The organism is Dactylosporangium roseum, assembly GCF_025264685.1.
In the GTDB taxonomy this organism is placed as follows: domain Bacteria; phylum Actinomycetota; class Actinomycetes; order Mycobacteriales; family Micromonosporaceae; genus Dactylosporangium; species Dactylosporangium roseum.
On the sequence record NZ_CP073721.1, the window covers coordinates 5,907,501 to 5,929,730 of the forward strand.

Genomic DNA, 22,230 nt, shown 5'->3' on the forward strand with positions numbered 1-22,230 from the left:
GCGACAGACACTCTGACGGGGAGGGTGGTTCTGGTGGATCCGCTTGCACTGCAACGGATTCCGGCGCGGATGACGACCGACGCCGGTTGGACGCCGCCGACGCTGACACTGCTGTGCGCATCGACGGCAGGCGTTGTCGCGCAGGGCGGTTTCTACCTGCCGGGTCGCATCCTGGTCGCCGTCCTTGCGCTGACCGCATCGGTTCTGGCGGTCCGGTCGGGTGCACCGGCCGCCCTCAAGGAGGACCGCTGGCTGATCGGCAGCGCTGCCGCGGTGGCGCTGTGGGCGGTGTTCCGCGCGGCGACGGCGGGCGGGGCGGCCGTCGCGGCCGGCATCTGCCTGAGCCTGGCGACGCTGCTGGCGGGGGTCGTGGCCGCCCGGCGCGCCCGCCCTGTGGATCTGGCCACCGGCCTGGTGGGGATCGGTGTCCTGGTGGCGGTGACAGGCTGGGCCGGGGTCGCGTGGCGGATCGAGCGCTGGAGCGTGCTGGTCGAGGCGACGCTGTGGCGGGCGTCGTCCACGCTGACCTATCCGAACGCCGCGGCGGCGATCCTCGCGGTGGCCGCGCTGCTGGCGTTCGCGCTCCTGCTGGCCGAGCCCGGCTCGGTGTGGCGGGCCTGCGCGTTCTACCTGCTCCTGACGGGCCTGGCCGCGACGCTGAGCCGCGCTGGGGCGCTGGCCTTCGCCGCAGGAGTGCTCGTGTTCGCGTTTTTCGCGGCAGTACGGGCTGTGCTCCGCCACCTCGCCCCGGCCCTGCTGGGCGCGGCCGTGGCCCTGGCCGGGCTCGTCCCGTCGTTCCCCGCCACGTCGGCGCCGCGGCCCCTGCTCGCGGGCGGCGGCCTGCTGCTCGGCGGCCTCATCGCGGTACTGCCGGCGAAACTGCGGGGCGGGAAGCTCGCGGTGGCGTGGGGCCTGCTCCTCGCGGCGGCGGCCGGGGCCCTCGCGCCGCTCGCGACACGCCCCCGGTCCGCGCAGCTCGACACGCTGCTGCACCGCCGGTTCACCGTCGCCTCGCAGGGCCGCACGGGGGCATTGCGCTCGGCGCTCGACCAGATCGCCGCACACCCGTTGCTCGGCAGCGGTCCCGGTCGGGCCCGGTACTTCTGGTTCGACTTCGAGGGCCAGCTCGTGGTCAGCCGGTGGGTGCACAACGAGTACCTGCAATGGCTGGTCGACCTGGGCGCGATCGGTCTCATCCCGCTGGCCGCCCTCGGCGCCGCCGTCGTGGTCGCGCTGCGGCGCGGCCGGGCGGCCGGGGCGCCCCAACCGCTGTGGGCCGGGGTCGTGGCGACCGTCGCCGCCCTGGCCGTGCACAGCGCCTTTGACTTCCTGTGGCAACTGTCGGTCGTCCCGCTGGTCTTCGGCGTGCTCGTGGGCATGGCCGGCCCGCACCACAGCGAAGGTCGCACACCATCACCCAATGGGGAGGAACGTCAGTGAAACTCAACAAATCGCACCTCGGCGCAGGTGCGCTGGCCCTCGGCGCGGTGCTCGCCTTCGCCGTTCCGGCGGGCGCGGCCGTCAACCTCCAATCGGAGTCCGGCGGCACTCCGACGATCAAGATTGCCAAGACGGCGCGGCTCAAGGCGAACGGCGCGGCGACCGTCGCCACGGTCAACGTCACCTGCCCGGCCAACAACTGGTATTCGGTGTACGTCGAGGTGGTCCAGACGGTCAGCCCGACCAGCACCACGCACGGCAACGGCTCCATCGCCAACCAGCCCTGCTCGGGCCTCACCGAGAAGGTGAAGGTTCCGGTGACCGCCTCGGGCGCGCCGTTCCAGGCCGGCGTCGCCTACGCGGTGGGCCGGCTCGAGGTGAACGGCCCGATCGGATACATCAACGTGAACACCGGACGCGAGATCGTAAACGTCGACCGCTGACGGGCGACGACGGGCATCCCGGGGCCTGGCGCCGGTCCCGGGGTGTTGTCGTACCGGCCCCGTTAGGGTTGAGGCATGGCGGTTGTGAAGATCAACGCGATCGAGGTCCCCGAGGGCGCGGGACCCGAGTTGGAGCGGCGTTTCGGCGCCCGGCACGGCGCGGTGGAGGAGGCGCCCGGCTTCCTGGGCTTCGAGCTGCTGCGCCCGACGGCCGGGGAGACCCGGTACTTCGTCTACACCAAGTGGGAATCCGAGGAGCATTTCCAGGCGTGGGCCACCGGTCCCGCCAAGGAGGCGCACTCGGGTCAGCGGGGCCAGCCGGTGGCGACCGGATCGAGCCTGCTGGAGTTCGAGGTCGTGCAGCAGACCGGACCGCGTCCCGCCGAGAGCTGACCGTGGAGCGCTTCGTCCTGTTCCCCGGGCGCCACCATCTGCTGACCCGGTTCCAGGCTGAATACCTGCGGGGCCTCGGCGGCACGGTCGTCTGGGCGGTGACGAGCGCGAACCATCAGAACACCAAGCGCAACCCGGTGCCGTACGACCGGCGCGAGGCGGCGATCGAGCGGTTCAGCGTGTCCGAAGGGCTGCGGTCGCTGGTCGTGCCGGTGTTCGACACCGCGCACACCGACCGGTTCGCCGGGGTCACGCTCAAGAGCGTCGAGTCGGGGCTGGGGCTGCGGCTGACGCCGGCGGACACGGTGGTCGCCTGTTCGACGCCGGAGGTCGCGGCGATGTACGAGGCCCTCGGCTTCGAGATCGCGGGCGTGGAGACCGGCCGTGACCCGGCCCCGGCCCGGCCGTGGGACGTGCTGCTGATGCTGGCGGCGGGCGACCCGGCGTGGCGCGAGCTCGCACACCCGGCGACGCTGGACGTCTTCGACCGGTACCGGCTGGACGAGCAGGTTCGCCTCGTCGTCAACGACCCGGTCGTGGGCGAGGAGGGCGGCCTCACCACCACCCGCGACTACCGCACCTATGCGGAGGCGTTCGAGGCGAGCGCCGAGCGGAAGTGGGACCTGGTCCGCCGGCACGTGCGCCCGGGCCGGATCGTCGACGTCGGGTGCGGCGCGGGCGCGGTGCTCGGCCTGGCCGACCGCGAGCCGGCGTTGCGGGAGAGCGACCTCATCGGCGTCGAGGTGGCCCGGCACCTCTACGAGGAGTGTGTGCACCGCAAGGCGCAGGGCTGGTTCACCAATCCCAACGTGTACTTCTACTGCCGCAACGTCCTCGGCGGTGCCGTCTTCCCGGCCCGGTCGATCGACACGACACTGACGTTCGCGCTGACGCACGAGATCTGGTCGTACGGGCAGCGCATGGCCTCCCTCAGGACGTTCGCGGCAGCCATCTACGAGCACACCGTCCCCGGCGGCGTGTGGATCAACTCCGACGTGTGCGGACCGGACGGCCGTGATCTGCCCGTACGACTCCTGCTGCAGGGTGCTCCGAAGGAGCCGGTGTCCCTGGACGGGCTCACCCGGGACGAGATCGCCGCGCACGTCGAGGGGCTGTCGCCGCGGGCACGGCTGGACCGGTTCGCCGCCGACTTCCACTTCCCGCTGCCGTTCGCGGAGCGCGGTGACTCGGTCGAGCTCGCGCTCGGCGACGCCATGGAGTTTCTCACCCACAAGGACTATCCCGACAACTGGCTGTCCGAGGCGCACGAGCAGTTCTGCGGCCTGGAGTTCGCGGACTGGAAGGCGCTGCTGACCGACGTCGGGTTCGAGGTCGACGGGGCCTCGCACGTGTGGCGCAACGACTGGATCGTCGACAACCGCATCGCGCCGGTCGCCACCCTGTCCACGGCGGACGGCGCCCCGATGGACTGGCCGGTGACGCACGTGCTGCTGGTCGCCCGCCGGCCGCTCAACACCTAGCGAGGATCGTCATGCGAGCGTTGCGGTACTCCGAATACGGCCCGTCCGGCGTCCTGCACGTCACCGAGCTGCCCGAGCCGCACGCCGGCCCGGGCCAGGTGCGCGTCGCGGTGCGCGCGGTCGGCGTCAACCCCTACGACTGGAAGGTCCGCAGCGGCGCCTTCGGCGACACGACGCCGAGCCGCCTGCCGGTGATTCCGCACTCCGACGTGGCGGGGGTGGTCGACGAGGTCGGCGAGGCCGTGACCGGCGTCCGAGGAGGCGACGAGGTGTTCGGCGTCGCGGTCGGCGGCGGCGCGGCCGAGTTCGCGGTGCTGAGGGTGTGGCGGGCCAAGCCGGCCGGCATGTCGTTCGAGGAGGCCGCCGGGCTGCCCAACGTGGTCGAGACCGCGGGCCGCGCGCTGGGCCTACTCGGCGTCGAGAAGGGCCACACGCTGGTCGTCAACGGCGCCGCCGGCGGCGTCGGCATCGCCGCGACCCAGTTGGCCGTCGCCCGGGGCGCGACGGTCGTCGGCACGGCGAGCGAGCGCAACCACGAGCTGCTGCGCACGTTCGGCGCGATTCCGGTGACGTACGGCCAGGGCCTGCCGGACCGCGTCCGCGCCGTCGCCCCGCAGGGTGTCGACCTGGCGCTGGACACGGCGGGCCACGGCGCGGTAGCCGACCTGATCGAGCTGACGGGCGCGCCGTCCGACGTGGTGAGCATCGCGGACTTCGACGCCCCGAGGCTCGGCGCCCGTGTGACGGACGGCTCCGAGGGCCGGTCGTGGGACACGCTGCGCGAGGCCGCCGCCCTCTCCGAGCAGGGCCGCTTCCGGATGCCGGTCGAGCGCGTGTTCACATTGTCCGAGGCGGCGCGGGCCCACGACCTGAGCGAGTCCAGCCACGCCCGAGGCAAGATCGTCCTCACCCCCTGAGGCGTGGAGTGTCGTGGCTGCCCAGGCGACCACAACACGCCACACTACGGCCGCCACCCGCCCGCGACGAGCGCCGCTCGCAACTGGGCGATCACATCGCCGGGGCGGTGGCGCACCTGCCACGCCGCGAACCGCAGCAGCCGGCCGCCGGCGATCGCGATCTCGTTGTGTTGCAGCATGTCGGCGTTCCACGCACGAGACTCCATGTGCTGACTGCCGTCGATCTCGACGTGCACCTGGTACTCCTCGAACAGCGCGTCCCGATAGCGTTTTCGACCCCGCGCGTCCAGCCGGACGACCTGCCGACTCGGCTCGGGCAGGCCGTTGCGGCGGCACAGCCGGAGAAACTCCACCTCGGAGATCGATGCCGACCCACCGGCGGCCGCAGCCGCGACCTCGGCGATGAGCGTCCCGCGCCGCATCGGCGCTGCCCGGCGCAGCGCCTGCCGGACGTCGTCGCCGCCGACAAGCCGCTGCTGGAAACCGGCGGCGACAACGGCGACCGCCTCGTCGTCGCTGTGTGCCCACTGCGCCGCGTCGATGATCGAGCGGGCCGCCGCGGTGGCCGGCGGCGCCCGGTTGGCCAGCACATCCACGTCGTGGAGCCGCCGGGTGCGGCGGACCTGGACGTTCGACGGCGCTCGGATCCGCCGTTCGGCGGTGATCAGGATCTGGGTGAAGGGCTTGCGGTATCCCTGTAGGCCGAGTGCCTCCAGCGCGCTGAATCCGGCCAGCACGCCACCGGTCGCGAGCACCGCGACCCAGCGTTGCTGCGGCAGGCTCAGATCTCCTGGCCGGGCCACGTACACCGACCGGAGCGGCCGCTGCCACCGCCCGGAGTCGACGCGGTGGCGGAGTGTGGCACGGCTGAGGTGACGGACCGCCTGCCGGTACGACACCACGTCGTGCTGCCGGAAGAGCAGGTGGTCCAGCGGGCTCGCGTCATCGGGCGGCGGGATCCGTTCGGCGTCGTTCCACGTCACGCGCCGATGATGGCCCGGTCAACCGTGGTCGGGCTGCCCCTCCGGCGGCTCTGTGGACAACACGGTTGATCGTGGAGTCTTGTGGTCGCCAGGGCCGCCGGAAAACTCCACGGCCAGGAGGGTCGGGCGTCGCCGGACGAGCGGCCCAGCATGTGGCGGGCCAGCCAGGGACGGCGGATCAGCCGTTGGCGAACTCCTCGAACTGCTGCGCGACGCCGGACAGGTCCTCCCGCAGCGACGCCCACCGCTGCTCGCCGACCGTGGTCTCGACCTGCCAGCGGCGCTGCGACGGCACGTACGACACCCGGATCGACGCCCCGTCCTCGCGCCAGAGGACGGCCGAGGTGTTGTCCTCGTCGAGCCGGCCGATGAAGTCACGGATGTCGTCGCCGGTCGGGTGGTGCGCCAGCGACCCGTCCTCGGTGGTCATGCGCGGCACCGGCACACGCAACAACCGGCGCGGCTGCCACAGCGCGGCCGGCTGGTGGCGGCCGGGCCGCTGGAAGCACAGCAGCTCGCACTCGTCGGCGAGCTTGCGCACGAAGGTCAGCGTCTCCGCGGGCGCGCTGCCGTGCAGGCTCAGCAGCACGAAACTCTCCGTGCCGACGACCGGGCCGGCCAGCAGCTTCGGATCGACACCCGCCAGCACCTCACGGTGAAACCGCCCGATGCCCGGGTCGATCACGGCCCACGCCGAATCACCGCGCCGCAGCGCCTCGAACCGGTCGACACCCTGGTCAACCGTGATCGGTCGGGCCTCGTACCAGACACCGACCTCGATCAACTCCGCCATGGAAGACCACCGTACGGAACCGTAGAAAACCGACGCAACTCAGCCACGCATCGTGCCCGGTCCATCACCCGGATCGGGCCTCTACCAATTCGACGAGTCCGGCCGCGTCGTGGGTTGTCATCACGAAGGCCGCACCGTGGACCAGGTGGACGGTGACGGTCGTCAACGGCAGCAGTGCCACGCGGCCCCACTCGGTGGCGCGGCCGGCCGGACCGGCCCGCACCCCGGCGATGTCGGACCACTGGACGGTCACGGGCGCATGCCGCGGGCCGCCGAACGGGCCGCGGATCGCCAGGGTGAGGCCGGTGGGCCGCGCCGTGAGCCGGACGGGGACCCCGCCGCCGAAGAGGAACGCGGCGCCGACGCCGAGGTCCCACAGGCCGACGGCGCGCTCCAGCGGGAGGTGCCCGATCCAGCGCCGCACACCCCTGGCGTGGGCGGCCCGCTGCCGCCGGCGGCTCCACCACTGGACCGCGAGGACCGGCCCGACGAGGACCACGACCAGCCCGGAGAACGCCGCGGCGGCCTGCCACTGGGCGAGCAGGGGCAGCCCCACCGGGAGTGCGACGGCGAGGACGAGCCACCCCCGACGTCCCCGCTCCCCCACCAGCCCATCGTGTCGCATCGCAGGTCAGGCCGGGGCGGCGTCCGCCGTTACGTCGGCCGGCACACCGGCGGGCGCCGCCGGTGAGGCGCCCGCGGACGCGGCGCGGCTCGTTCGCACACCTGTGCTGGCACAACGCACGTGGTGCAGGTGACCGGCCTCCGCGACGGGCACCGCCGCGCGCCTGAGCGGTGGCCGCGCTGGACCGCCGGTGACGCGCAGGTCAGGATGGGGCCATGCCCTCAGCGCGCCAAGCAGGTGCCGCCGCCGTGTCGCTGGCCGTCCTGGCCGTCCTGGCCGTCCTGGCCGGCTGTGGCAGGGACCCGGCGGCGTCCACACCGCAGGCCGCCGCGTCGCCGGCCGCCTCCTCCCCGGCGGCGCCGTCCCTGTCACCCGCACCCGCGGGCGGCTCCTCGGCACCGGCGACCTCCGCGGCGCCGATCACGGTGCCGGCCGGGGTGACCGCCGGCATCGTGATCTACGACCGGCATACCGCCACGTTCGTCGCGCAGCAGAACGCGAGCTGGCGGTTCCGGTCGGCGTCGCTGGTCAAGCTGCTGATCGCGCTCGACTACTTCTGGGACAAGGGCCCCGGCTACACGGTGCCCGCCGCCGACAGGCCGAAGCTCGACGTGATGCTGCGCAGCAGCGACGACGCGGCGGCGACCGCGCTGTGGAAGGCGCACGGGTCCCGCGACGTGGTGATCCGGATGGTGCGGCGCCTCGACCTGCGGGACACCGCGCCGCCGCCGGTGAGCCAGCCGGGCTACTGGGGCTACACCGCGGTCAGCGCCGGCGACCTGGTCCGCGTGTACCGCTACATCCTGGAGCAGGCGCCGGCCCCGGTCCGCGACTACATCATGGGCAACCTGCACGCCTCCACGAAGTGCGGCACCGACCGGTACGATCAGTCGTTCGGCATCCCCAGCGCCTTCCGCCGGCCGTGGTCGGCGAAGCAGGGCTGGTCCGGCTTCGGCGACGTCCCGGCGACCCCGTGCGTCGCCGATGCCGCGCTCGACGGCGGCGACGGGGCGGTGTTCGTGCCGGCCGCCGCGCCGAACGACCCGGACATGGACGGCGAGGTCCTGCACACGACCGGCACGGTCGGCGAGAGCGACCGGTATGTCGTGGCGGTGCTGACCGTCCATCCCGACCGCACGCCGTTCGCGAAGGCCGCCGCGGCCCTCACCGGCCTCACGAGGTCGCTGCCGCTGCCACCGGTGACGAAGTCATGACCCGGGCAGTACCGCCGGAAGCCCGAACCGACCGAAGAGTGTCGCGTCGAACGTGGTGAACTCGGCGACCTTGCCGCCCGTCAGCCGCAGGACGTCGAGCTTGAACGCCCGGCTCGAAGCCGTCCCGGTGCCGCCACGCCCGCAGGAACGTCTCCTGCACCGCGTCGTCGGCCTCCTCGAACGAGGCGAGCATCCGGTAGCAGTGCACGTGCAGCTCACGGCGGTGTCGTTCGAACAGTTCGCGGAAGTCCACGCCCTCGAAAATACGTGTAGATCCGCGGGCGGCGGCTCCGACCTGATGGTGAACTGACCGAAACGAGCATGAGGAGCGCACCGTGAAGTACCTGCTGTTGATCCACATGAACCCCGACGTCTGGAGCACCCTCACCCAGGCCGACATCGACGAGGTCATGGAAGGGCACGAACGGTTCATCAAGACCATCACCGAATCCGGCGAGATGCTCGCGACGCATGCTCTCGGCGACCCGAAGGAGAGCGCGGTCGTGCGGATCCGGGCCGGCGCCGAGACCGTGACCGACGGCCCGTACGTCGAGGCCAAGGAGTTCCTCGCCGGGTTCTACCTGGTGGAGTGCGAGTCCAAGGAGCGCGCCACACAGCTCGCCGCGATGATTCCGGACGCGAAGTGGAACGCGATCGAGGTCCGCCCGATCGTGTTCTCCAACCCGGCGTGACGCTGTGCAACGGATCCCGGCCGGTCCGTAGTGGCGCGGATCGGCCGGGGCGGTTCTTGTCGGTCCGGGTTCGTAGAATCGCCGCGTGGGAAGCGATGAGGCTCTTGAGGTTCTGCGGCGCGTGTTCGGCTATGACGCCTTCCGGGGCCCACAACAGGAGATCATCGAGCACGTCATCGGCGGCGGCGACGCCCTTGTGCTCATGCCGACCGGCGGCGGCAAGTCGCTGTGCTATCAGATCCCCGCGCTCGTCCGCGACGGCACCGCGGTCGTCGTCTCCCCGCTGATCGCCCTGATGCAGGACCAGGTCGACGCGCTGACCGCCCTCGGGGTGCGGGCCGGTTTCGTCAACTCGACGCTGGACTACGACAGCCGTCGCACGGTCGAGGCGCAGTTCGTCGGTGGCGACCTGGACCTGCTCTATCTGGCGCCGGAGGCCCTGGCGTCGCAGTCGACGCTGCGGCTGCTGGAGCGCGGCCGGATCGGGCTGTTCGCGATCGACGAGGCGCACTGTGTGTCGCAGTGGGGCCACGACTTCCGGCCCGACTACCTCAACCTGTCGATGCTGCACGAGCGCTGGCCCGGCGTGCCGCGGATCGCGCTCACCGCGACAGCCACGACGGCGACGCACAAGGAGATCGCCACGCGGCTCGGGCTCACCGACGCCCGCCACTTCGTGTCGAGCTTCGACCGGCCCAACATCCAGTATCGGATCGCGCCGAAGCAGGACCCGCGCCGGCAGTTGCTCGATCTGCTGCGCACCGAGCACCGCGACGACGCCGGCATCGTCTACTGCCTGTCCCGCGCCTCGGTGGAGAAGATCGCGGATTTCCTCAAGGACAACGGGGTCGCTGCGTTGCCGTACCACGCCGGGCTCGACGCGCGGACCCGCGCCGACAACCAGTCCCGGTTCCTGCGCGAGGACGGGCTCGTCATGGTCGCCACGATCGCGTTCGGCATGGGCATCGACAAGCCCGACGTGCGGTTCGTCGCGCACCTCGACCTGCCGAAGTCGGTCGAGGGCTATTACCAGGAGACCGGCCGGGCCGGGCGCGACGGGCTGCCGTCGACGGCCTGGCTGGCCTATGGGCTGCAGGACGTGGTCCAGCAGCGCAAGCTCATCGACGGCTCCGAGGGCGACGCGGCCCACCGGCGCGGGCTCGCCCAGCACCTCGACGCGATGCTCGCCCTCTGCGAGACGGTCGAGTGCCGGCGGGTGCGGCTCCTCGCGTATTTCGGCGAGCGGAGCGGCCCGTGCGGCAACTGCGACACCTGCCTCAACCCGCCCGAGTCATGGGACGGCACGGTCGCGGCGCAGAAGCTGCTGTCGACGGTGTACCGGCTGCACAAGGAGCGCAACCAGAAGTTCGGCGCCGGCCAGTGCATCGACATCCTGCTGGGCAAGAAGACCGACAAGGTCGTGCAGTGGCACCACGACGAGCTGACCGTCTTCGGTGTCGGCGCCGACCTGCGCGAGGCCGACTGGCGGGCGGTGATCCGGCAACTGCTCGCGCAGGGCCTGCTCGCCGTCGAGGGCGACTACGGCACGCTCGTGCTGACGGAGGCCAGCGGCGAGGTCCTGGGCCGGCGCCACCAGGTCATGCTGCGCCGCGAGCCGGAGCGTCCGGCCGCCACGGCCAAGGCGGCCAAGGTCGCCAAGCAACGCAGTGCCGCGGCCGCATCGGCCGAGCTCTCCCCCGAGGCCACCGAGCTGTTCGAGCGCCTGCGGGCCTGGCGGGCCGCGACGGCCAAGGAGCTGAGCGTCCCCGCCTACGTCATCTTCCACGACGCCACCCTGCGCCAGATCGCGTCGGAAAACCCGGCGACGCTGTCCCAGTTGTCCACGGTCAACGGCGTCGGCGAAAACAAACTGGCCAAGTTCGGCCAGCAGGTCCTCGACACCCTGTCCACCCCGGCCTGAGCGACGCGTCGAAGGTGCTCGCCGGTGGCTGACCGGGCACCCCGACGGTTCCCACGATCTGCGAACGATCTCGTCAAGCGGCGCCGGCCGCACACCCCAGCCACGCCCTCGCGATGCCGGACCACGGTGGCTGTGGCCGCGTCGCGCGGTGGACCGTGCTCCGCGCTCGGCCCGACGCCGGTTCCTTGATCGTGGGAAACCCCGGGTTGCCCGGGCACAAGGCGGCGACGTTGAGCCGGGCGGTCGTCTGTCAACCCCGGTGCTGCGCTACGGGATGGTGTCCGTCGCTCATGATCGCCGCTGGACCCGGGACGGCGCGTTCCGGGCCGGGTGACTCCAGATCATGGGAAAGATCTGGCTATCGGGGCAGCCACATCTTTCCCATGATCATAAACCCGTCCGGGCCGGACGACCGCGCAGCTCACGCCGCGGCCTTGGTCGATCGGCGGCGGTCGGTGGCTGACGGATCCGGCGATCTTGCGTCGGCCCTCTACGTTGGACCCATGGCGCAGCAGGTGAAGTACGACCGGCGGGAACAGTACGAGCAGATCGCCTCCGGCCTGTTGCCGGGCGAGAACGTCATCGCCGTCTACGACGCCGTCGGCGTGGGCACCGGGTTCATCGGGCTCACCGACCGGCGGGTCATCCTCCAGGACCGATCGTTCGTGGGCAAACGGGTCGCGATCACCTCGATCCCGTACGGGAAGGTCACCGCCGTCTCGGTGGTCAGCAACAAGTCGTGGGCGGGCAGCTTCTTCAGCAGCGGCTCGATCGCCGTCCACGTCGGCACCCACACCTACGAGATCGAGCTGCGCGGCGTCGAGAAGACGCAGCACGTGCACAACGTGATCCTGCACTACGCCGGCCGCTGACGGCCGGGCTCACGCCGGACCGGCGGCTGGTGGCGGTGCACCGCGCCGGTGCCGCGAAAGCTACGGTTGGCGTATGAGCGCGATGGAGAAACTGCGGGCCGCCGCGCCGGTGATGCTCGAGGACCTGGCGGAACTGGTCGGCACCGAGTCGCCCTCGGCCGACGTCGACGCCATCGCCAGATGCGCCGACGTCGTCGCCGAGCTGGGGCGCCGCTGCACCGGGCAGGCACCGGAGCGGATCGTCGTCGCCGACCGGCCACATCTTCGATGGCGGTTCGGCTCGGCGCCGCCCCGGGTCGTGCTGATCGGCCACTTCGACACAGTCTGGCCGCTGGGCACCCTGACGCGCTGGCCGTTCGCCGTCGACGGCGACCGGGCGACCGGCCCGGGCGTGGTCGACATGAAGGCCGGCCTCGTCATGCTGTTCCACGCCCTCGCCCAGCTCGACGACCTCGACGGCGTGGCCGTGGTGGCCAACTCCGACGAGGAGATCGGCTCGCCGACCTCGACGAAACTCATCGAGGACACCGCACGCGGCGCCGCCGGTGCGCTGGTCCTGGAGGGCAGCGCCGAGGGGCGGCTCAAGGTGGCCCGCAAGGGCATCGCCCACTACTCGGTGCGGGTCGTCGGCCGCGCCGCGCACGCCGGCGTTGCGCCCCACCTCGGCATCAACGCCGGCGTGGAGCTCGCCCACCAGATCCTGCGGATCACGGAGCTCGGCGACGCGGAGCGGACGACGACCGTCACGCCCACCGACGCGGTCGTCGGCACCACGAGCAACACCGTGCCGGCCGAGGCCCGGCTGAGCATCGACGCGCGCTCGTTCGACCCCGCCGAACTGGCCCGGGTCGACGCCGCGCTGCGCGACCTGCGGCCGGTGCTGCCCGGCGCGCAGGTCCGCGTCGAGCCCGGCCCGTCCCGCCCCGCGATGCCGGAGGCGGCGGCGACCGAGTTGTTCGCGCTCGCGCAGCGGCTCGGCGCCGAGCTCGGGCTGCCGCCCTTCACCGCGGAGGCCGTCGGGGGCGGCTCCGACGGCAACCTCACCGCCGGTGTCGGTGTGCGGACCCTCGACGGGCTCGGCGCGGTCGGCGGCAAGGCGCACGCCGAGGGGGAGTGGATCGACCTGACCAGCCTGCCCGACCGGGCCGCGCTGGTGTGCGCCCTGGCCGGCGCCATCGGCCGGGACGCCTGATGGACCTGGTCCAGGACGCGTGGGCCTGCGCGGACGAGGCGGCCGGCCGGGTCGACGTCTGCGTGGCCGAGCTCTCCCGGCCCGCGGACCTGGAGGACGCGTCCGTCCTGCTGCAGCGGGTCTGGCGCGCCGGCCACCCGGCGGAGGTCGCCGCGGCGTCGCTGCTGCGCACCTACGCGCACTCCGGCAACTACGTCGCCGGTGCTTACCGCGACGGGCACCTGATCGGCGTGGCCGCCGGGTTTTTCGGGCTCCCGCACGGCCATCCGCATCTGCACTCGTACGTCGCGGGCGTGTCGCCGGGACGGCTGGGCAAGGGTGTCGGGTTCGCCCTCAAGCAGCACCAGCGCGCGTGGACGCTGGCGCGGGGCGTGCCGGAGGTGCATTGGACGTACGACCCCCTGATCCTGCGTAACGCGTACTTCAACCTGCAGAAGCTCGGCGCCGCGGTCACCGGCTACCTGCCGGAGTTCTACGGCGCGATGGCCGACGGCATCAACAGCGGCGACCTCAGCGACCGGCTCTACGTGGTGTGGCGGCTCGACGCGCCCCGCGTGGCCGCCGCCGCGCACGGCTCGCCCGCCGAGGTCAGCACCGAGGGTGCGGTGCCGCTCGTCGCGGCCGGCCCGGACGGCGCCCCGGTGGAGTCCACTGTGGACGCCGACCGGGTCTGCGTCGCGGTGCCGGAGGACGCCGAGGCGGTGCGGCAGCGGGATCCGGCGACGGCGCTGCGGTGGCGGCACGCGGTGCGCACCGCGCTGTCCGGGCGGCTCGCGGCCGGATGGCGGATCGACGGCATCACGCGCGACGGGCGTTACGTGCTGGAACGGAGCGGCGGATGAAGCTGACCGGGTTGGAACTGCGGCGCGTCGCGATGCCGCTGGTGGCGCCGTTCCGCACGTCGTTCGGCACCGAACTGCGGCGCGACGTGCTGCTCGTGCGGGCCGTCGCCGGCGACGTCGAGGGCTGGGGCGAGTGTGTGGCCATGTCCGCGCCGCTGTACTCCGCCGAATACGTCGACGACGCCGCGACCACCATTCAGCGGCATCTCGCGCCCGTGCTGGCCGACGCCGACGTCGAGGCCCACACGCTCGAGCCGCTGTTCGCGCGGTTCAAGGGGCACCCGATGGCGAAGGCCGCGGTCCAGACGGCGGTGCTCGACGCGCAGTTGCGCGCCGCCGGCACGCCGCTCGGCTCGTACCTCGGCGCGGTCAAGGACCGGGTGCCGGCCGGGGTGTCGGTCGGCATCATGGACTCGATCCCGGCCCTGCTCGACGCCGTCGCCGGTTACCTCGACGCCGGCTACCTGCGGATCAAACTCAAGATCGAGCCCGGCTGGGACGTCGAGCCGGTGCGTGCCGTCCGGGAGCGGTTCGGCGACGGCGTGCTGCTGCAGGTCGACGCCAACACCGCGTACAGCCTCGCCGACGCCCGGCACCTGGCCCGGCTCGACCCGTTCGACCTGCTGCTCATCGAGCAGCCGCTGCCGGAGGACGACCTGCGCGGCCATGCGGCGCTGGCCCGGCTGATCCGCACGCCGATCTGCCTCGACGAGTCGATCGTCAGCGCCCGTGCCGCGGCGGACGCGATCGCGCTCGGCGCCTGCGAGATCGTCAACATCAAGCCCGGCCGGGTCGGCGGCTATCTGGAGGCGCGGCGCATCCACGACGTGTGCGTCGCCAACGGGGTGCCGGTCTGGGCGGGCGGGATGCTCGAGACCGGCCTCGGCCGGGCCGCCAACGTCATCCTGGCCGCGCTGCCCGGCTTCACGCTGCCCGGTGACACGTCCGCCTCCGACCGGTACTACGCCCGCGACATCACCGCGCCCTTCGTGCTGGAGGACGGGCACGTCGCGGTGCCGGGCGGTCCGGGCATCGGGGTCTCGCCGGTGCCGGAGCTGCTGGACGAGGTGACGACGGACACGCTCCGGATCGACTTCACGGCCCGCGGTCCCCGCCCCGGTGGGTAGGACGGCGGTCCTCGCCGCGGTCCCGGCATGATGAAGCGATGACAGCGGACTCGTCAGGTGCGACCACCACCGGTGGCCGCACCCGCAACCGGCGTGGTGCGGGCGGCCTCCTGCGCGACAGAACGATCGGCTCGACCGTGCCGCGCCTGGCGCGGATCAGCGAGTGAACGCGTTGCTGCCGCTGCTGGAGGGGCCCGTCGAGGAGGCGGCCCGCGCACTGCTGGGCTGCCACCTGACCGCCAACGGCGTCACCGTGCGGCTCACCGAGGTGGAGGCGTACTCGGGCACCGGCGAGGACCCGGCCTCCCACGCCCACCGGGGCCGCACCCCACGCAACGCCGTGATGTTCGGGCCGGCCGGCTACGCGTACGTCTACTTCACCTACGGCATGCACTACTGCCTCAACGTCGTCACCGGCGTCGACGGGGTGGCGTCCGCGGCGCTGCTGCGTGCCGGGGCGGTGGTCGACGGCCTGGACGTCGCCCGGTCCCGGCGGCCGGCCGCCCGCGGCGACGAGGAACTGGCACGCGGACCGGCCCGGCTGTGCAGCGCGCTCGCGATCGACAAGTCGCTCTACGGCGCGTATCTGCTCGACCCGGCCGGGCCGGCGGTCCTGACGCCTTCCGCCGAGCCGGTGGGCAAGGTGTCGGCGGGGCCGCGGGTCGGAGTGACGGGTGCCCACGACGTGCCGTGGCGGTTCTGGCTGACCGGGGATCCGACGGTGAGCACGTACCGCCGCCATGTTCCGAGGACGTGAACCCATGCGGTTTCTGGTCCGCTCGACGGCCTGCCGCCGCCGCACGGCCACAGCCACGCGGTGACCTTCACCGTCGGGCGCGGGGCTCGGAGGTGTCGGCCCCCAGGCTCGCGTTCGGGCTCGATCCCGCCGGAAGCCGCGGCCCCTCGGGTCATCGAGTGGCGGGCATGCGTCATCCTGGTGCGTGGACACCACCCGAGGAGGGAACGCCTTGCCGATCCTGTTCCGAAAAGCGATGCGCATCGGCCCGCTGGTGCTCAACTTCACCCCGAAGGGGTTCTCCTCCTGGGGGCTGAAGATCGGCCGCTGGTCGTGGAACTCGCGCACCCGTGCCCACCGCTACGACCTGCCCGGGCCGTTCTCCTGGCGCAGCAAGGGCAAGCGGAGCTGAGGGCAATGGGGTGGCCGGCCGGGCCACCCCATTGCGGCTCGTCAGAGCCGGTAGAAGTCGGTGTAGTGGTTCGGGGAGTACCACGTCACTCCGGTGTCGCGGTTCACGACGATGCGCTCGGCGTCACGGGGGGCGCCCTCTTCGCGCGGGATGACGTCGTACTCGTAGTAGGTCGCGCCGGACGGGAGTTGCCCCTCCCGGTTGTAGAACCGGCCGCCCGCGAAGTTGTACTCGCCGGCCGGCCACACGTACCAGTCCCGCGAGGTCGGGAAGCCCAGGCTGCTCCAGCCGGAACGGGCGGCGCGGGCGTCGGCGCAGCCGGAGATGTCGCACGAGGAGTAGACCGACGCGTGTGCGGCGTCGACGGTTGCGGGGGCCACCACGGCCGGGCCGGCGATCAGGCCGGCGATCAGCACGACGGCGAGGCTGAGCCGGGACAGCAGACGGGTCACGAATGCCTCCAAGAGGATCGGGAACCCCCATCCTCCTGGAAGTACATCGACGCATGGAAGATTACGCGTTACCAGGTACCGCAGCGATATGTAACGTCCCGACCGGCAACCGCCGCGGGTCGACGCTCCACTGCGCCGCCGTCCGGAAGACGTCCCGCTCGTCGACGAGATCGTCGTCCTCCTCGTCGCCGCTGCGGAACACGTCGAACAGGTCCCCCTCGACCGCCCGTTCCCAGCGGTGTGTCAGCAGTCCGCGGTGCGTCGCGAAGTACTGCACCTCGGTGCCGAGCGTGACGGAGGGCCCCGCGGCCGACGGCAGCCCGAACAGCCACTTGCCGGCGACGAGCACCCACCCGCCGATCGGCGGCGTCACGACCACCCGGTCGTCGGTGAAGTACGCCATGTCCAGGCCCGAGCGGACGTCGGTCAGGCCCAGGTCACGCAGGTCGAGCGCGGTGAGGACCGCGACCGGGTCGTCGTGCCGCACCGCCAGCCAGGCCATCTTCGGGCCGAAGCCCACCGCTCCCATCAGTCGACCATAGCGCTTGACACCGGGGTTCACTGGTTGCATGGTTAGTTACATGGGTAATGGACTGATGAACCAGGGCGAATGATGGACGAGGGGCGGCCGATCTTCCTCCAGATCGCGGAGCAGATCGAAAACTCGGTCATCGACGGCAGCCTGCCCGAAGAGGCCCAGGTGCCGTCGACGAACGAGCTCGCCGCCTTCCACCGGATCAACCCGGCCACCGCCGCGAAAGGCGTCAACCAGCTCGTCGACGACGGCGTGCTCTACAAGAAGCGAGGCATCGGCATGTTCGTCTCCCCCGGCGCCCGGGCCAAGCTCCGGCAACGGCGCCGGGATCAGTTCTCCGAGCAGTACCTGCTGCCCCTGCTGGCCGAGGCGGCGAAGCTCGGCATCCACCCGGCGGAGCTGAAGTCGATGATCGACCGTTACGAGGAGAAGCGATGAACAGCCCCATCGTCACCGTGCGCGACGTCTCGAAGCGGTTCCGCACCATGACAGCGCTCGACGGTGTCAGCTTCGAGCTGCGGCGCAACGGCATCTACGGACTGCTCGGCCGCAACGGCGCCGGCAAGACCACCCTCATGCGGATCCTGACCGGACAGCAGTTCGCGAGCGCCGGCACGGTCACGGTGTTCGGCGCCGCCCCGCACGAGAACGAGCGCGTCCTGCGGCAGGTCACCTTCATCAAGGAGAGCCAGCGGTACCCCGACACGTTCCGGGTGCGCGACGTGCTCTTCGCCGGGCGGCTGCTGTTCCCCCAGTGGGACGAGCGGTTCGCGCGGGACCTCGTCCACGACTTCCAGCTTCCGGTCAAGCGGCAGGTGAAGAAGCTGTCCCGCGGCATGCTCTCCGCGCTCGGCGTCGTCGTCGGGCTCGCCTCCCGCGCGCCGCTGACGCTGTTCGACGAGCCGTACCTCGGGCTCGACGCGGTCTCCCGGCAGCTCTTCTACGACCGGCTGCTCGCCGACTACGCCGAGTTCCCGCGCACGGTCGTGCTCTCCACCCATCTCATCGACGAGGTCAGCGACCTGATCGAGCACGTGCTGCTCATCGAGCGCGGCCGGCTCGTCCTCGACGAGGACGCCGAGGCGTTGCGGGGCCAGGTCGTCACGCTCACCGGGCCGGCAAGCGCGGTCGACGCGCTGGCCGCCAACGCCGACGAACTGCACCGCGAGCATCTCGGCTCGCTCACCCGCGCGACGGTGCGCGGCCGCGTCGAGGCAGGGCAGGCCCGGGCCGCCGGGGTCGAACTGGCGCCGGTGTCGTTGCAGCAGTTGGTCGTACGCATCACGACAGCCGACCTGAAGGAGCACGTGTCATGACCCGGATCCTCGCCATCGCCCGCCTCCAGGCGCTCGGCCGTCGTGACGGGCTCATGTGGCCGCTCGTGATCATCGGGATCGCGTTCACCGTCAACCTGGCCGTCTTCGCCGCCGCGGGCAACGCGATCGAGGAGCAGCCGGTGACGGGTGGCCTGGCCAGCATCTACATCGCGGCACTGGCCTTCGGCGCGATCGCGGTCACGCAGCAGTTCCCGTTCGCGCTGGGGATGAGCGTGACCCGGCGGGAGTTCGCGATCTCCCTCGGTCTGTTCGTCCTCGCGCAGAGCCTGGTGTTCTCGGTGCTGCTCGTGATCTGCCAGGCCGTCGAGGACGCGACGGACGGCTGGGGCATGCGGCTGCGGTTCTTCGGGATGGGCTTCGTGAACCACCACGGCGTGTTCGCGCAGTTGCTCATCTACGCGGCGCCGATGCTGCTGATGAGCCTGATCGGCATCTCGTTCGGCGCGGTGTACATCCGGTGGAACGTCAACGGCGTGTTCGCCACGGTTGCCGCGCTGATCCTGGTGCCGGGTGGCGTGGCGGCGCTGGTCACGTACCTGGAGCAATGGTCGGCGATCGGGTCCTGGCTGATCGACCGGAGCGCACTGACGCTGTACGCGGCGCTCCCGGCAGCGGTGGTGGCCCTCCTGGCCCTGGCGGCGTGGACCACGCTGCGCCGCGCGACGACCTGACCCTGTTCCGCGCCGTTCAGGCCCGGGCCGTGTGTCGGCGGCCCGGGCCGTTCGGTCCGGCTGATCAGGGCGTGCGGATGAGCTTCCCGGTCGTGCGACCGGTCTCACCGGCCAGGTGGGCCTCGGCGGCCTGCGAGAGCGGGAATACGAGGAAGACACCCGACCGGCTACGACGGGATCACGGACTCCGCGGACCAGTCGCGCCAGCGGTCGAGCTTGTCGGAGGCCACCGCGAGCTGGTCGGACACCGGGCCCGGGCCGGTCGAACCGGGGGTGGTTCGGGCCGCCAGCGCGCCGCGCACCGAGAACACCTCGCGGACCGCCGGGGTCAGGTGCGGGCTGACGGCCGCCAGATCGTCGTCCGAGACCTCGTCCAGGCCGGCGTCGCGGGCCGCGCAGATCACCACCAGTTTGCCGGTGATCTCGTGCGCGTCGCGGAACGCGACGCCCTGGCGGACCAGCCACTCGGCCACCTCGGTCGCCAGCGTGTAGCCGACCGGGGCCTGAGCGGCCAGGCGGTCGACACGGACCGTCATCGTGGAGATCATGCCGGCCAGCGCGGGCAGCACGAGCTCCAGCGTGTCGACCGCGTCGAAGACGGGCTCCTTGTCCTCCTGGAGGTCCCGGTCGTACGCGAGCGCGAGACCCTTCAACATCGTCAGCACGCCGGTGAGGTGGCCCACCAGCCGGCCCGACTTGCCGCGGGCGAGCTCGGCGATGTCCGGGTTCTTCTTCTGCGGCATGATCGACGAGCCGGTCGCGAACGCGTCGTCGAGCTGGACCCAGCCGAACGCCGGGGTCGTCCACAACACGACCTCCTCGCCCAACCGGGACAGGTGCACGCCGGTGAGGGCCGCCACGAACAGGAACTCGGCGACGAAGTCGCGGTCGGCGACGGCGTCGATCGAGTTCGGCGCGGCGGAGGCGAACCCGAGCTCCCGCGCCACCTGTGCCGGGTCGAGCGGCAGCGACGAGCCGGCGAGCGCGCCGGCGCCGAGCGGGCTCACCGCGGCCCGGGCGTCCCAGTCGCGCAGCCGCTCCAGGTCGCGCAGCAGCGCCTGCACGTGGGCGAGCAACTGGTGACCGAACGCGATCGGCTGCGCCGGCTGGAGGTGGGTGAAGCCGGGCGCGGGCGTGTCGAGGTGCCGCGCGGCCTGCTCCACGAGGGCGTCGGCGAGCTCGACGATGCGGGCGGCGACGCCGCGGGCGTGGTCGCGCAGGTACAGCCGCAGGTCCGTGGCCACCTGGTCGTTGCGGGACCGGCCGGCGCGCAGCTTGCCGCCGAGGGCGCCGAGGCGCTCCAGCAGCCCGCGCTCCAGGGCGGTGTGCACGTCCTCGTCGTCGACCGTGGGCCGGAACTCGCCGGTCGCGCACGCCGTCTCGAGGTCGTCGAGGGCGGCCAGCATCCGGCCCAGCTCCTCGGCGTCGAGCAGCCCGGCGCGGGCCAGCACACGGGCGTGGGCGCGGGATCCGGCGATGTCGTACGGCGCGAGCCGCCAGTCGAACTGCACGCTGACGGACAGGCGGGCGAGGGCCTCGGCGGGCCCGCCGGCGAACCGTCCGCCCCACAGCCGCGTCGGCGTTTCGGACGAAGATGCGTTAACCACGAAGGTCATCCTTCCACACACACGAGATGCGTCGATCTTGCAGTTGTGGTGCCCGTGAACCCGGACAAGGAGGGGTGATCGAGGCACCACAACTGCAAGATCAACGCGGGGGTCGACTCTCCGCGGGGTCCTCGCCGGACTGGCCCCAGGCGGTGAGCTTCGCGGCCAGCAACTCACCGGCCGCGGGAGGGCGGTCCTCGTCGGGACGCTCGCGGGCGACGACGAGGATCGTGTCGTCACCGGCGATGGTCCCGACGATGTCCGGCAGGCCGGTGCGGTCGATCGCGCTCGCCAGGAACTGCGCCGCCCCCGGCGGGGTCCGCAGCACGACGAGGTTGCCGGAGCAGTCGACGGAGGTGAGCAGCTCGCGCAGCAGCCGGATCAGCCGCGTCGGCGGCTCCTCCGCGGGACGCAGGACACGCTCGCCGTCCTCCGGGATGAGATACGCCCCGCGTACCTTCACCGCACGCAGCTCCTCCAGGTCCCGCGACAGCGTCGCCTGCGTGACCTGGATGCCGTCCGCGGCCAGCAGCTCCGCCAGCTCGGTCTGCGAGCGCACCGCCGAGCCGCGGATCAGCGCCGAGATCCGGTCGTGCCGCGCGGCCTTGGTCGACGGGGCGTTCATGAGTGCTCCAGCAGCCACGCCAGCAGCGCCTTCTGGGCGTGCAGCCGGTTCTCGGCCTCGTCCCAGACCGCGCTCTGCGGGCCGTCCATGATCTCGTCGGTGATCTCGTCGCCGCGGTGCGCCGGCAGGCAGTGCAGCACGACGGCATCCGGCTTCGCGTTCACGAGCAAGGAGCGGTTGATCTGGTACGGCCGGAAGGGCGTGACCCGATCCAGACCGTCCCCTTCCTGCCCCATCGACGTCCACGTGTCGGTCGCCACCACGTCGGCGTCCTTCACCGCCTCCGCCGGGTCGCCGACGACCTCGACGACTCCCAGCCTCCGCGCCTCCGCGAGGACCGCGGCGTCGGGCTCGAACCCGGCCGGGCCGCTCAACCGGACCCGCATCCCGGCGATGACGCCCGCCAGCGCGTACGAGTTGGCCATGTTGTTGGCGGTGTCACCGAGGTACACCAGCGTCCGCCCCTCGGTGCCGCCGAGCCGCTCCCGGACCGTCTGCAGGTCGGCGAGCAACTGGCAGGGGTGGAAGCCGTCGGTGAGCGCGTTGACGACCGGGACCGTCGCGTGCGCGGCGAGCTCGCGCAGCCGCTCGTCCTCGTGGGACCGCACGACGATCGCGTCGACGTACCGCGACAGCACCCGGGCCGCGTCGGCGAGCGTCTCGCCGCGGCCGAAGTGGGTCGTGAGCGCGTCGATGATGACCGGGGTCCCGCCGAGCTCGGCGATGCCGACCTCGAACGAGACCCGGGTCCGCAGGGACTGCTTCTCGAAGATGACCGCCACCGACCTGGGCCCGGCGAGCGGCTTGAAGCCGTGCCGGTCGGCCTTCATCGCCGCCGCCAGATCGAGCACCTCACGCTGTTCGGCCGGGGTCAGGTCGTCGTCGCGTAAGAGGTGACGGGTCATGTTCGTTCGGTTTCC

Annotated in this window: 26 protein-coding genes and 1 pseudogene; 18 read left to right on the plus strand and 9 right to left on the minus strand. The window is 72.1% G+C overall.

Annotation, left to right across the window (positions count from 1 at the left end; translation table 11 throughout):
* The first annotated feature begins 33 nt into the window (after positions 1–33).
* From Drose_RS27590 to Drose_RS27610, 5 genes are all read left to right on the plus strand, one after another.
* A complete protein-coding gene (locus tag Drose_RS27590) occupies positions 34–1,440 on the plus strand; it encodes an O-antigen ligase family protein (RefSeq protein ID WP_260724225.1) in 1,407 nt (468 codons plus the stop codon).
* Positions 1,437–1,883, plus strand: a complete 447-nt coding sequence (locus tag Drose_RS27595) for a hypothetical protein (protein ID WP_260724226.1) — start codon at positions 1,437–1,439, stop codon at positions 1,881–1,883. Before Drose_RS27590 ends, Drose_RS27595 begins: the two co-directional genes overlap by 4 nt.
* Before the next feature lie 75 nt (positions 1,884–1,958).
* Positions 1,959–2,276, plus strand: a complete 318-nt coding sequence (locus Drose_RS27600; protein WP_260724227.1) for an antibiotic biosynthesis monooxygenase family protein — start codon at positions 1,959–1,961, stop codon at positions 2,274–2,276.
* 2 nt (positions 2,277–2,278) lie between these two features.
* Entirely contained in the window at positions 2,279–3,757 is a 1,479-nt protein-coding gene (locus Drose_RS27605; RefSeq protein ID WP_260724228.1) for a class I SAM-dependent methyltransferase, read from the plus strand.
* 11 nt (positions 3,758–3,768) lie between these two features.
* Positions 3,769–4,674 (plus strand): NADP-dependent oxidoreductase, encoded by a 906-nt coding sequence (locus tag Drose_RS27610; protein ID WP_260724229.1) that lies wholly within the window; start codon positions 3,769–3,771, stop codon positions 4,672–4,674.
* A gap of 44 nt (positions 4,675–4,718) precedes the next feature.
* On the opposite strand, the gene Drose_RS27615 is transcribed toward Drose_RS27610, so the two are convergent.
* The 3 genes from Drose_RS27615 to Drose_RS27625 form a co-directional block, all read right to left on the minus strand.
* Positions 4,719–5,657 carry a type IV toxin-antitoxin system AbiEi family antitoxin domain-containing protein gene (locus Drose_RS27615; RefSeq protein WP_260724230.1) on the minus strand — a complete coding sequence of 313 codons (939 nt, stop codon included), beginning with the start codon at positions 5,655–5,657 and terminating at the stop codon, positions 4,719–4,721.
* Between the two features lie 178 nt (positions 5,658–5,835).
* Positions 5,836–6,450 carry a hypothetical protein gene (locus tag Drose_RS27620; protein ID WP_260724231.1) on the minus strand — a complete coding sequence of 205 codons (615 nt, stop codon included), beginning with the start codon at positions 6,448–6,450 and terminating at the stop codon, positions 5,836–5,838.
* Positions 6,451–6,514: 64 nt separating this feature from the next.
* Positions 6,515–7,057 carry a PH domain-containing protein gene (locus Drose_RS27625; protein ID WP_260724232.1) on the minus strand — a complete coding sequence of 181 codons (543 nt, stop codon included), beginning with the start codon at positions 7,055–7,057 and terminating at the stop codon, positions 6,515–6,517.
* A gap of 233 nt (positions 7,058–7,290) precedes the next feature.
* Here Drose_RS27625 and Drose_RS27630 point away from each other — a divergent pair, with 233 nt between their 5' ends.
* Positions 7,291–8,289, plus strand: coding sequence for a hypothetical protein (locus Drose_RS27630; RefSeq protein ID WP_260724233.1), 999 nt, complete (start codon positions 7,291–7,293; stop codon positions 8,287–8,289).
* Between the two features lie 112 nt (positions 8,290–8,401).
* On the opposite strand, the pseudogene Drose_RS27635 reads toward Drose_RS27630, so the two are convergent.
* Positions 8,402–8,554 (minus strand): annotated as a pseudogene (locus tag Drose_RS27635) (sigma factor); the annotation flags it as partial.
* A 70-nt stretch (positions 8,555–8,624) separates the two neighbouring features.
* Between Drose_RS27635 and Drose_RS27640 the strand changes: the two are divergent.
* The 9 genes from Drose_RS27640 (at position 8,625) to Drose_RS27680 (ending at position 16,083) form a co-directional block, all read left to right on the plus strand.
* Entirely contained in the window at positions 8,625–8,981 is a 357-nt protein-coding gene (locus tag Drose_RS27640) for a YciI family protein (protein WP_260724234.1), read from the plus strand.
* 85 nt (positions 8,982–9,066) lie between these two features.
* Positions 9,067–10,902 carry a DNA helicase RecQ gene (gene recQ / locus Drose_RS27645; protein WP_260724235.1) on the plus strand — a complete coding sequence of 612 codons (1,836 nt, stop codon included), beginning with the start codon at positions 9,067–9,069 and terminating at the stop codon, positions 10,900–10,902.
* Positions 10,903–11,405: 503 nt separating this feature from the next.
* Positions 11,406–11,774, plus strand: a complete 369-nt coding sequence (locus Drose_RS27650; protein ID WP_260724236.1) for a PH domain-containing protein — start codon at positions 11,406–11,408, stop codon at positions 11,772–11,774.
* Between the two features lie 73 nt (positions 11,775–11,847).
* Positions 11,848–12,966 carry a M20 family metallopeptidase gene (locus Drose_RS27655; RefSeq protein WP_260724237.1) on the plus strand — a complete coding sequence of 373 codons (1,119 nt, stop codon included), beginning with the start codon at positions 11,848–11,850 and terminating at the stop codon, positions 12,964–12,966.
* Entirely contained in the window at positions 12,966–13,808 is an 843-nt protein-coding gene (locus Drose_RS27660; RefSeq protein WP_260724238.1) for a GNAT family N-acetyltransferase, read from the plus strand. Before Drose_RS27655 ends, Drose_RS27660 begins: the two co-directional genes overlap by 1 nt.
* Positions 13,805–14,935: an o-succinylbenzoate synthase gene (gene menC, locus Drose_RS27665; protein WP_260724239.1), complete on the plus strand. Its 1,131-nt coding sequence runs from the start codon at positions 13,805–13,807 to the stop codon at positions 14,933–14,935. Before Drose_RS27660 ends, menC begins: the two co-directional genes overlap by 4 nt.
* A 38-nt stretch (positions 14,936–14,973) precedes the next feature.
* Positions 14,974–15,102, plus strand: a complete 129-nt coding sequence (locus tag Drose_RS27670; RefSeq protein ID WP_260724240.1) for a hypothetical protein — start codon at positions 14,974–14,976, stop codon at positions 15,100–15,102.
* On the plus strand, positions 15,099–15,692 hold the full coding sequence (locus tag Drose_RS27675; RefSeq protein ID WP_260724241.1) for a DNA-3-methyladenine glycosylase: 594 nt from the start codon (positions 15,099–15,101) through the stop codon (positions 15,690–15,692). The genes Drose_RS27670 and Drose_RS27675 overlap by 4 nt, the downstream gene beginning before the upstream one ends.
* A gap of 211 nt (positions 15,693–15,903) precedes the next feature.
* Positions 15,904–16,083, plus strand: a complete 180-nt coding sequence (locus tag Drose_RS27680) for a DUF4236 domain-containing protein (protein WP_190253140.1) — start codon at positions 15,904–15,906, stop codon at positions 16,081–16,083.
* A gap of 41 nt (positions 16,084–16,124) precedes the next feature.
* Here the strand turns inward: Drose_RS27680 and Drose_RS27685 are convergent, their stop codons facing one another.
* A complete protein-coding gene (locus Drose_RS27685) occupies positions 16,125–16,535 on the minus strand; it encodes a ribonuclease domain-containing protein (protein ID WP_313899936.1) in 411 nt (136 codons plus the stop codon).
* Positions 16,536–16,596: 61 nt separating this feature from the next.
* Positions 16,597–17,064: a hypothetical protein gene (locus tag Drose_RS27690; RefSeq protein WP_260724242.1), complete on the minus strand. Its 468-nt coding sequence runs from the start codon at positions 17,062–17,064 to the stop codon at positions 16,597–16,599.
* Positions 17,065–17,145: 81 nt separating this feature from the next.
* On the opposite strand from Drose_RS27690, the gene Drose_RS27695 reads away from it, so the two are divergent.
* Genes Drose_RS27695 through Drose_RS27705 form a run of 3 tightly spaced genes read left to right on the plus strand, consistent with a single transcriptional unit; the run spans position 17,146 to position 19,078 of the window.
* Entirely contained in the window at positions 17,146–17,508 is a 363-nt protein-coding gene (locus Drose_RS27695) for a GntR family transcriptional regulator (protein ID WP_260724243.1), read from the plus strand.
* A complete protein-coding gene (locus tag Drose_RS27700; RefSeq protein WP_260724244.1) occupies positions 17,505–18,386 on the plus strand; it encodes an ABC transporter ATP-binding protein in 882 nt (293 codons plus the stop codon). The genes Drose_RS27695 and Drose_RS27700 overlap by 4 nt, the downstream gene beginning before the upstream one ends.
* Complete coding sequence (locus Drose_RS27705; protein WP_260724245.1) at positions 18,383–19,078, plus strand: hypothetical protein; 696 nt, start codon at positions 18,383–18,385, stop codon at positions 19,076–19,078. The genes Drose_RS27700 and Drose_RS27705 overlap by 4 nt, the downstream gene beginning before the upstream one ends.
* A gap of 167 nt (positions 19,079–19,245) precedes the next feature.
* Here Drose_RS27705 and argH read toward each other — a convergent pair whose 3' ends face one another.
* The 3 genes from argH to argF all read right to left on the minus strand — a co-directional run bounded on the left by argH (position 19,246) and on the right by argF (position 22,215).
* Positions 19,246–20,685: an argininosuccinate lyase gene (gene argH, locus Drose_RS27710; RefSeq protein WP_260724246.1), complete on the minus strand. Its 1,440-nt coding sequence runs from the start codon at positions 20,683–20,685 to the stop codon at positions 19,246–19,248.
* Between the two features lie 100 nt (positions 20,686–20,785).
* Positions 20,786–21,310, minus strand: a complete 525-nt coding sequence (locus Drose_RS27715) for an arginine repressor (protein ID WP_260724247.1) — start codon at positions 21,308–21,310, stop codon at positions 20,786–20,788.
* The gene (gene argF, locus Drose_RS27720; protein WP_260724248.1) at positions 21,307–22,215 is read right to left on the minus strand and encodes an ornithine carbamoyltransferase; all 909 of its coding nucleotides are present in this window, start codon (positions 22,213–22,215) and stop codon (positions 21,307–21,309) included. Before argF ends, Drose_RS27715 begins: the two co-directional genes overlap by 4 nt.
* Between the last annotated feature and the right edge of the window lie 15 nt (positions 22,216–22,230).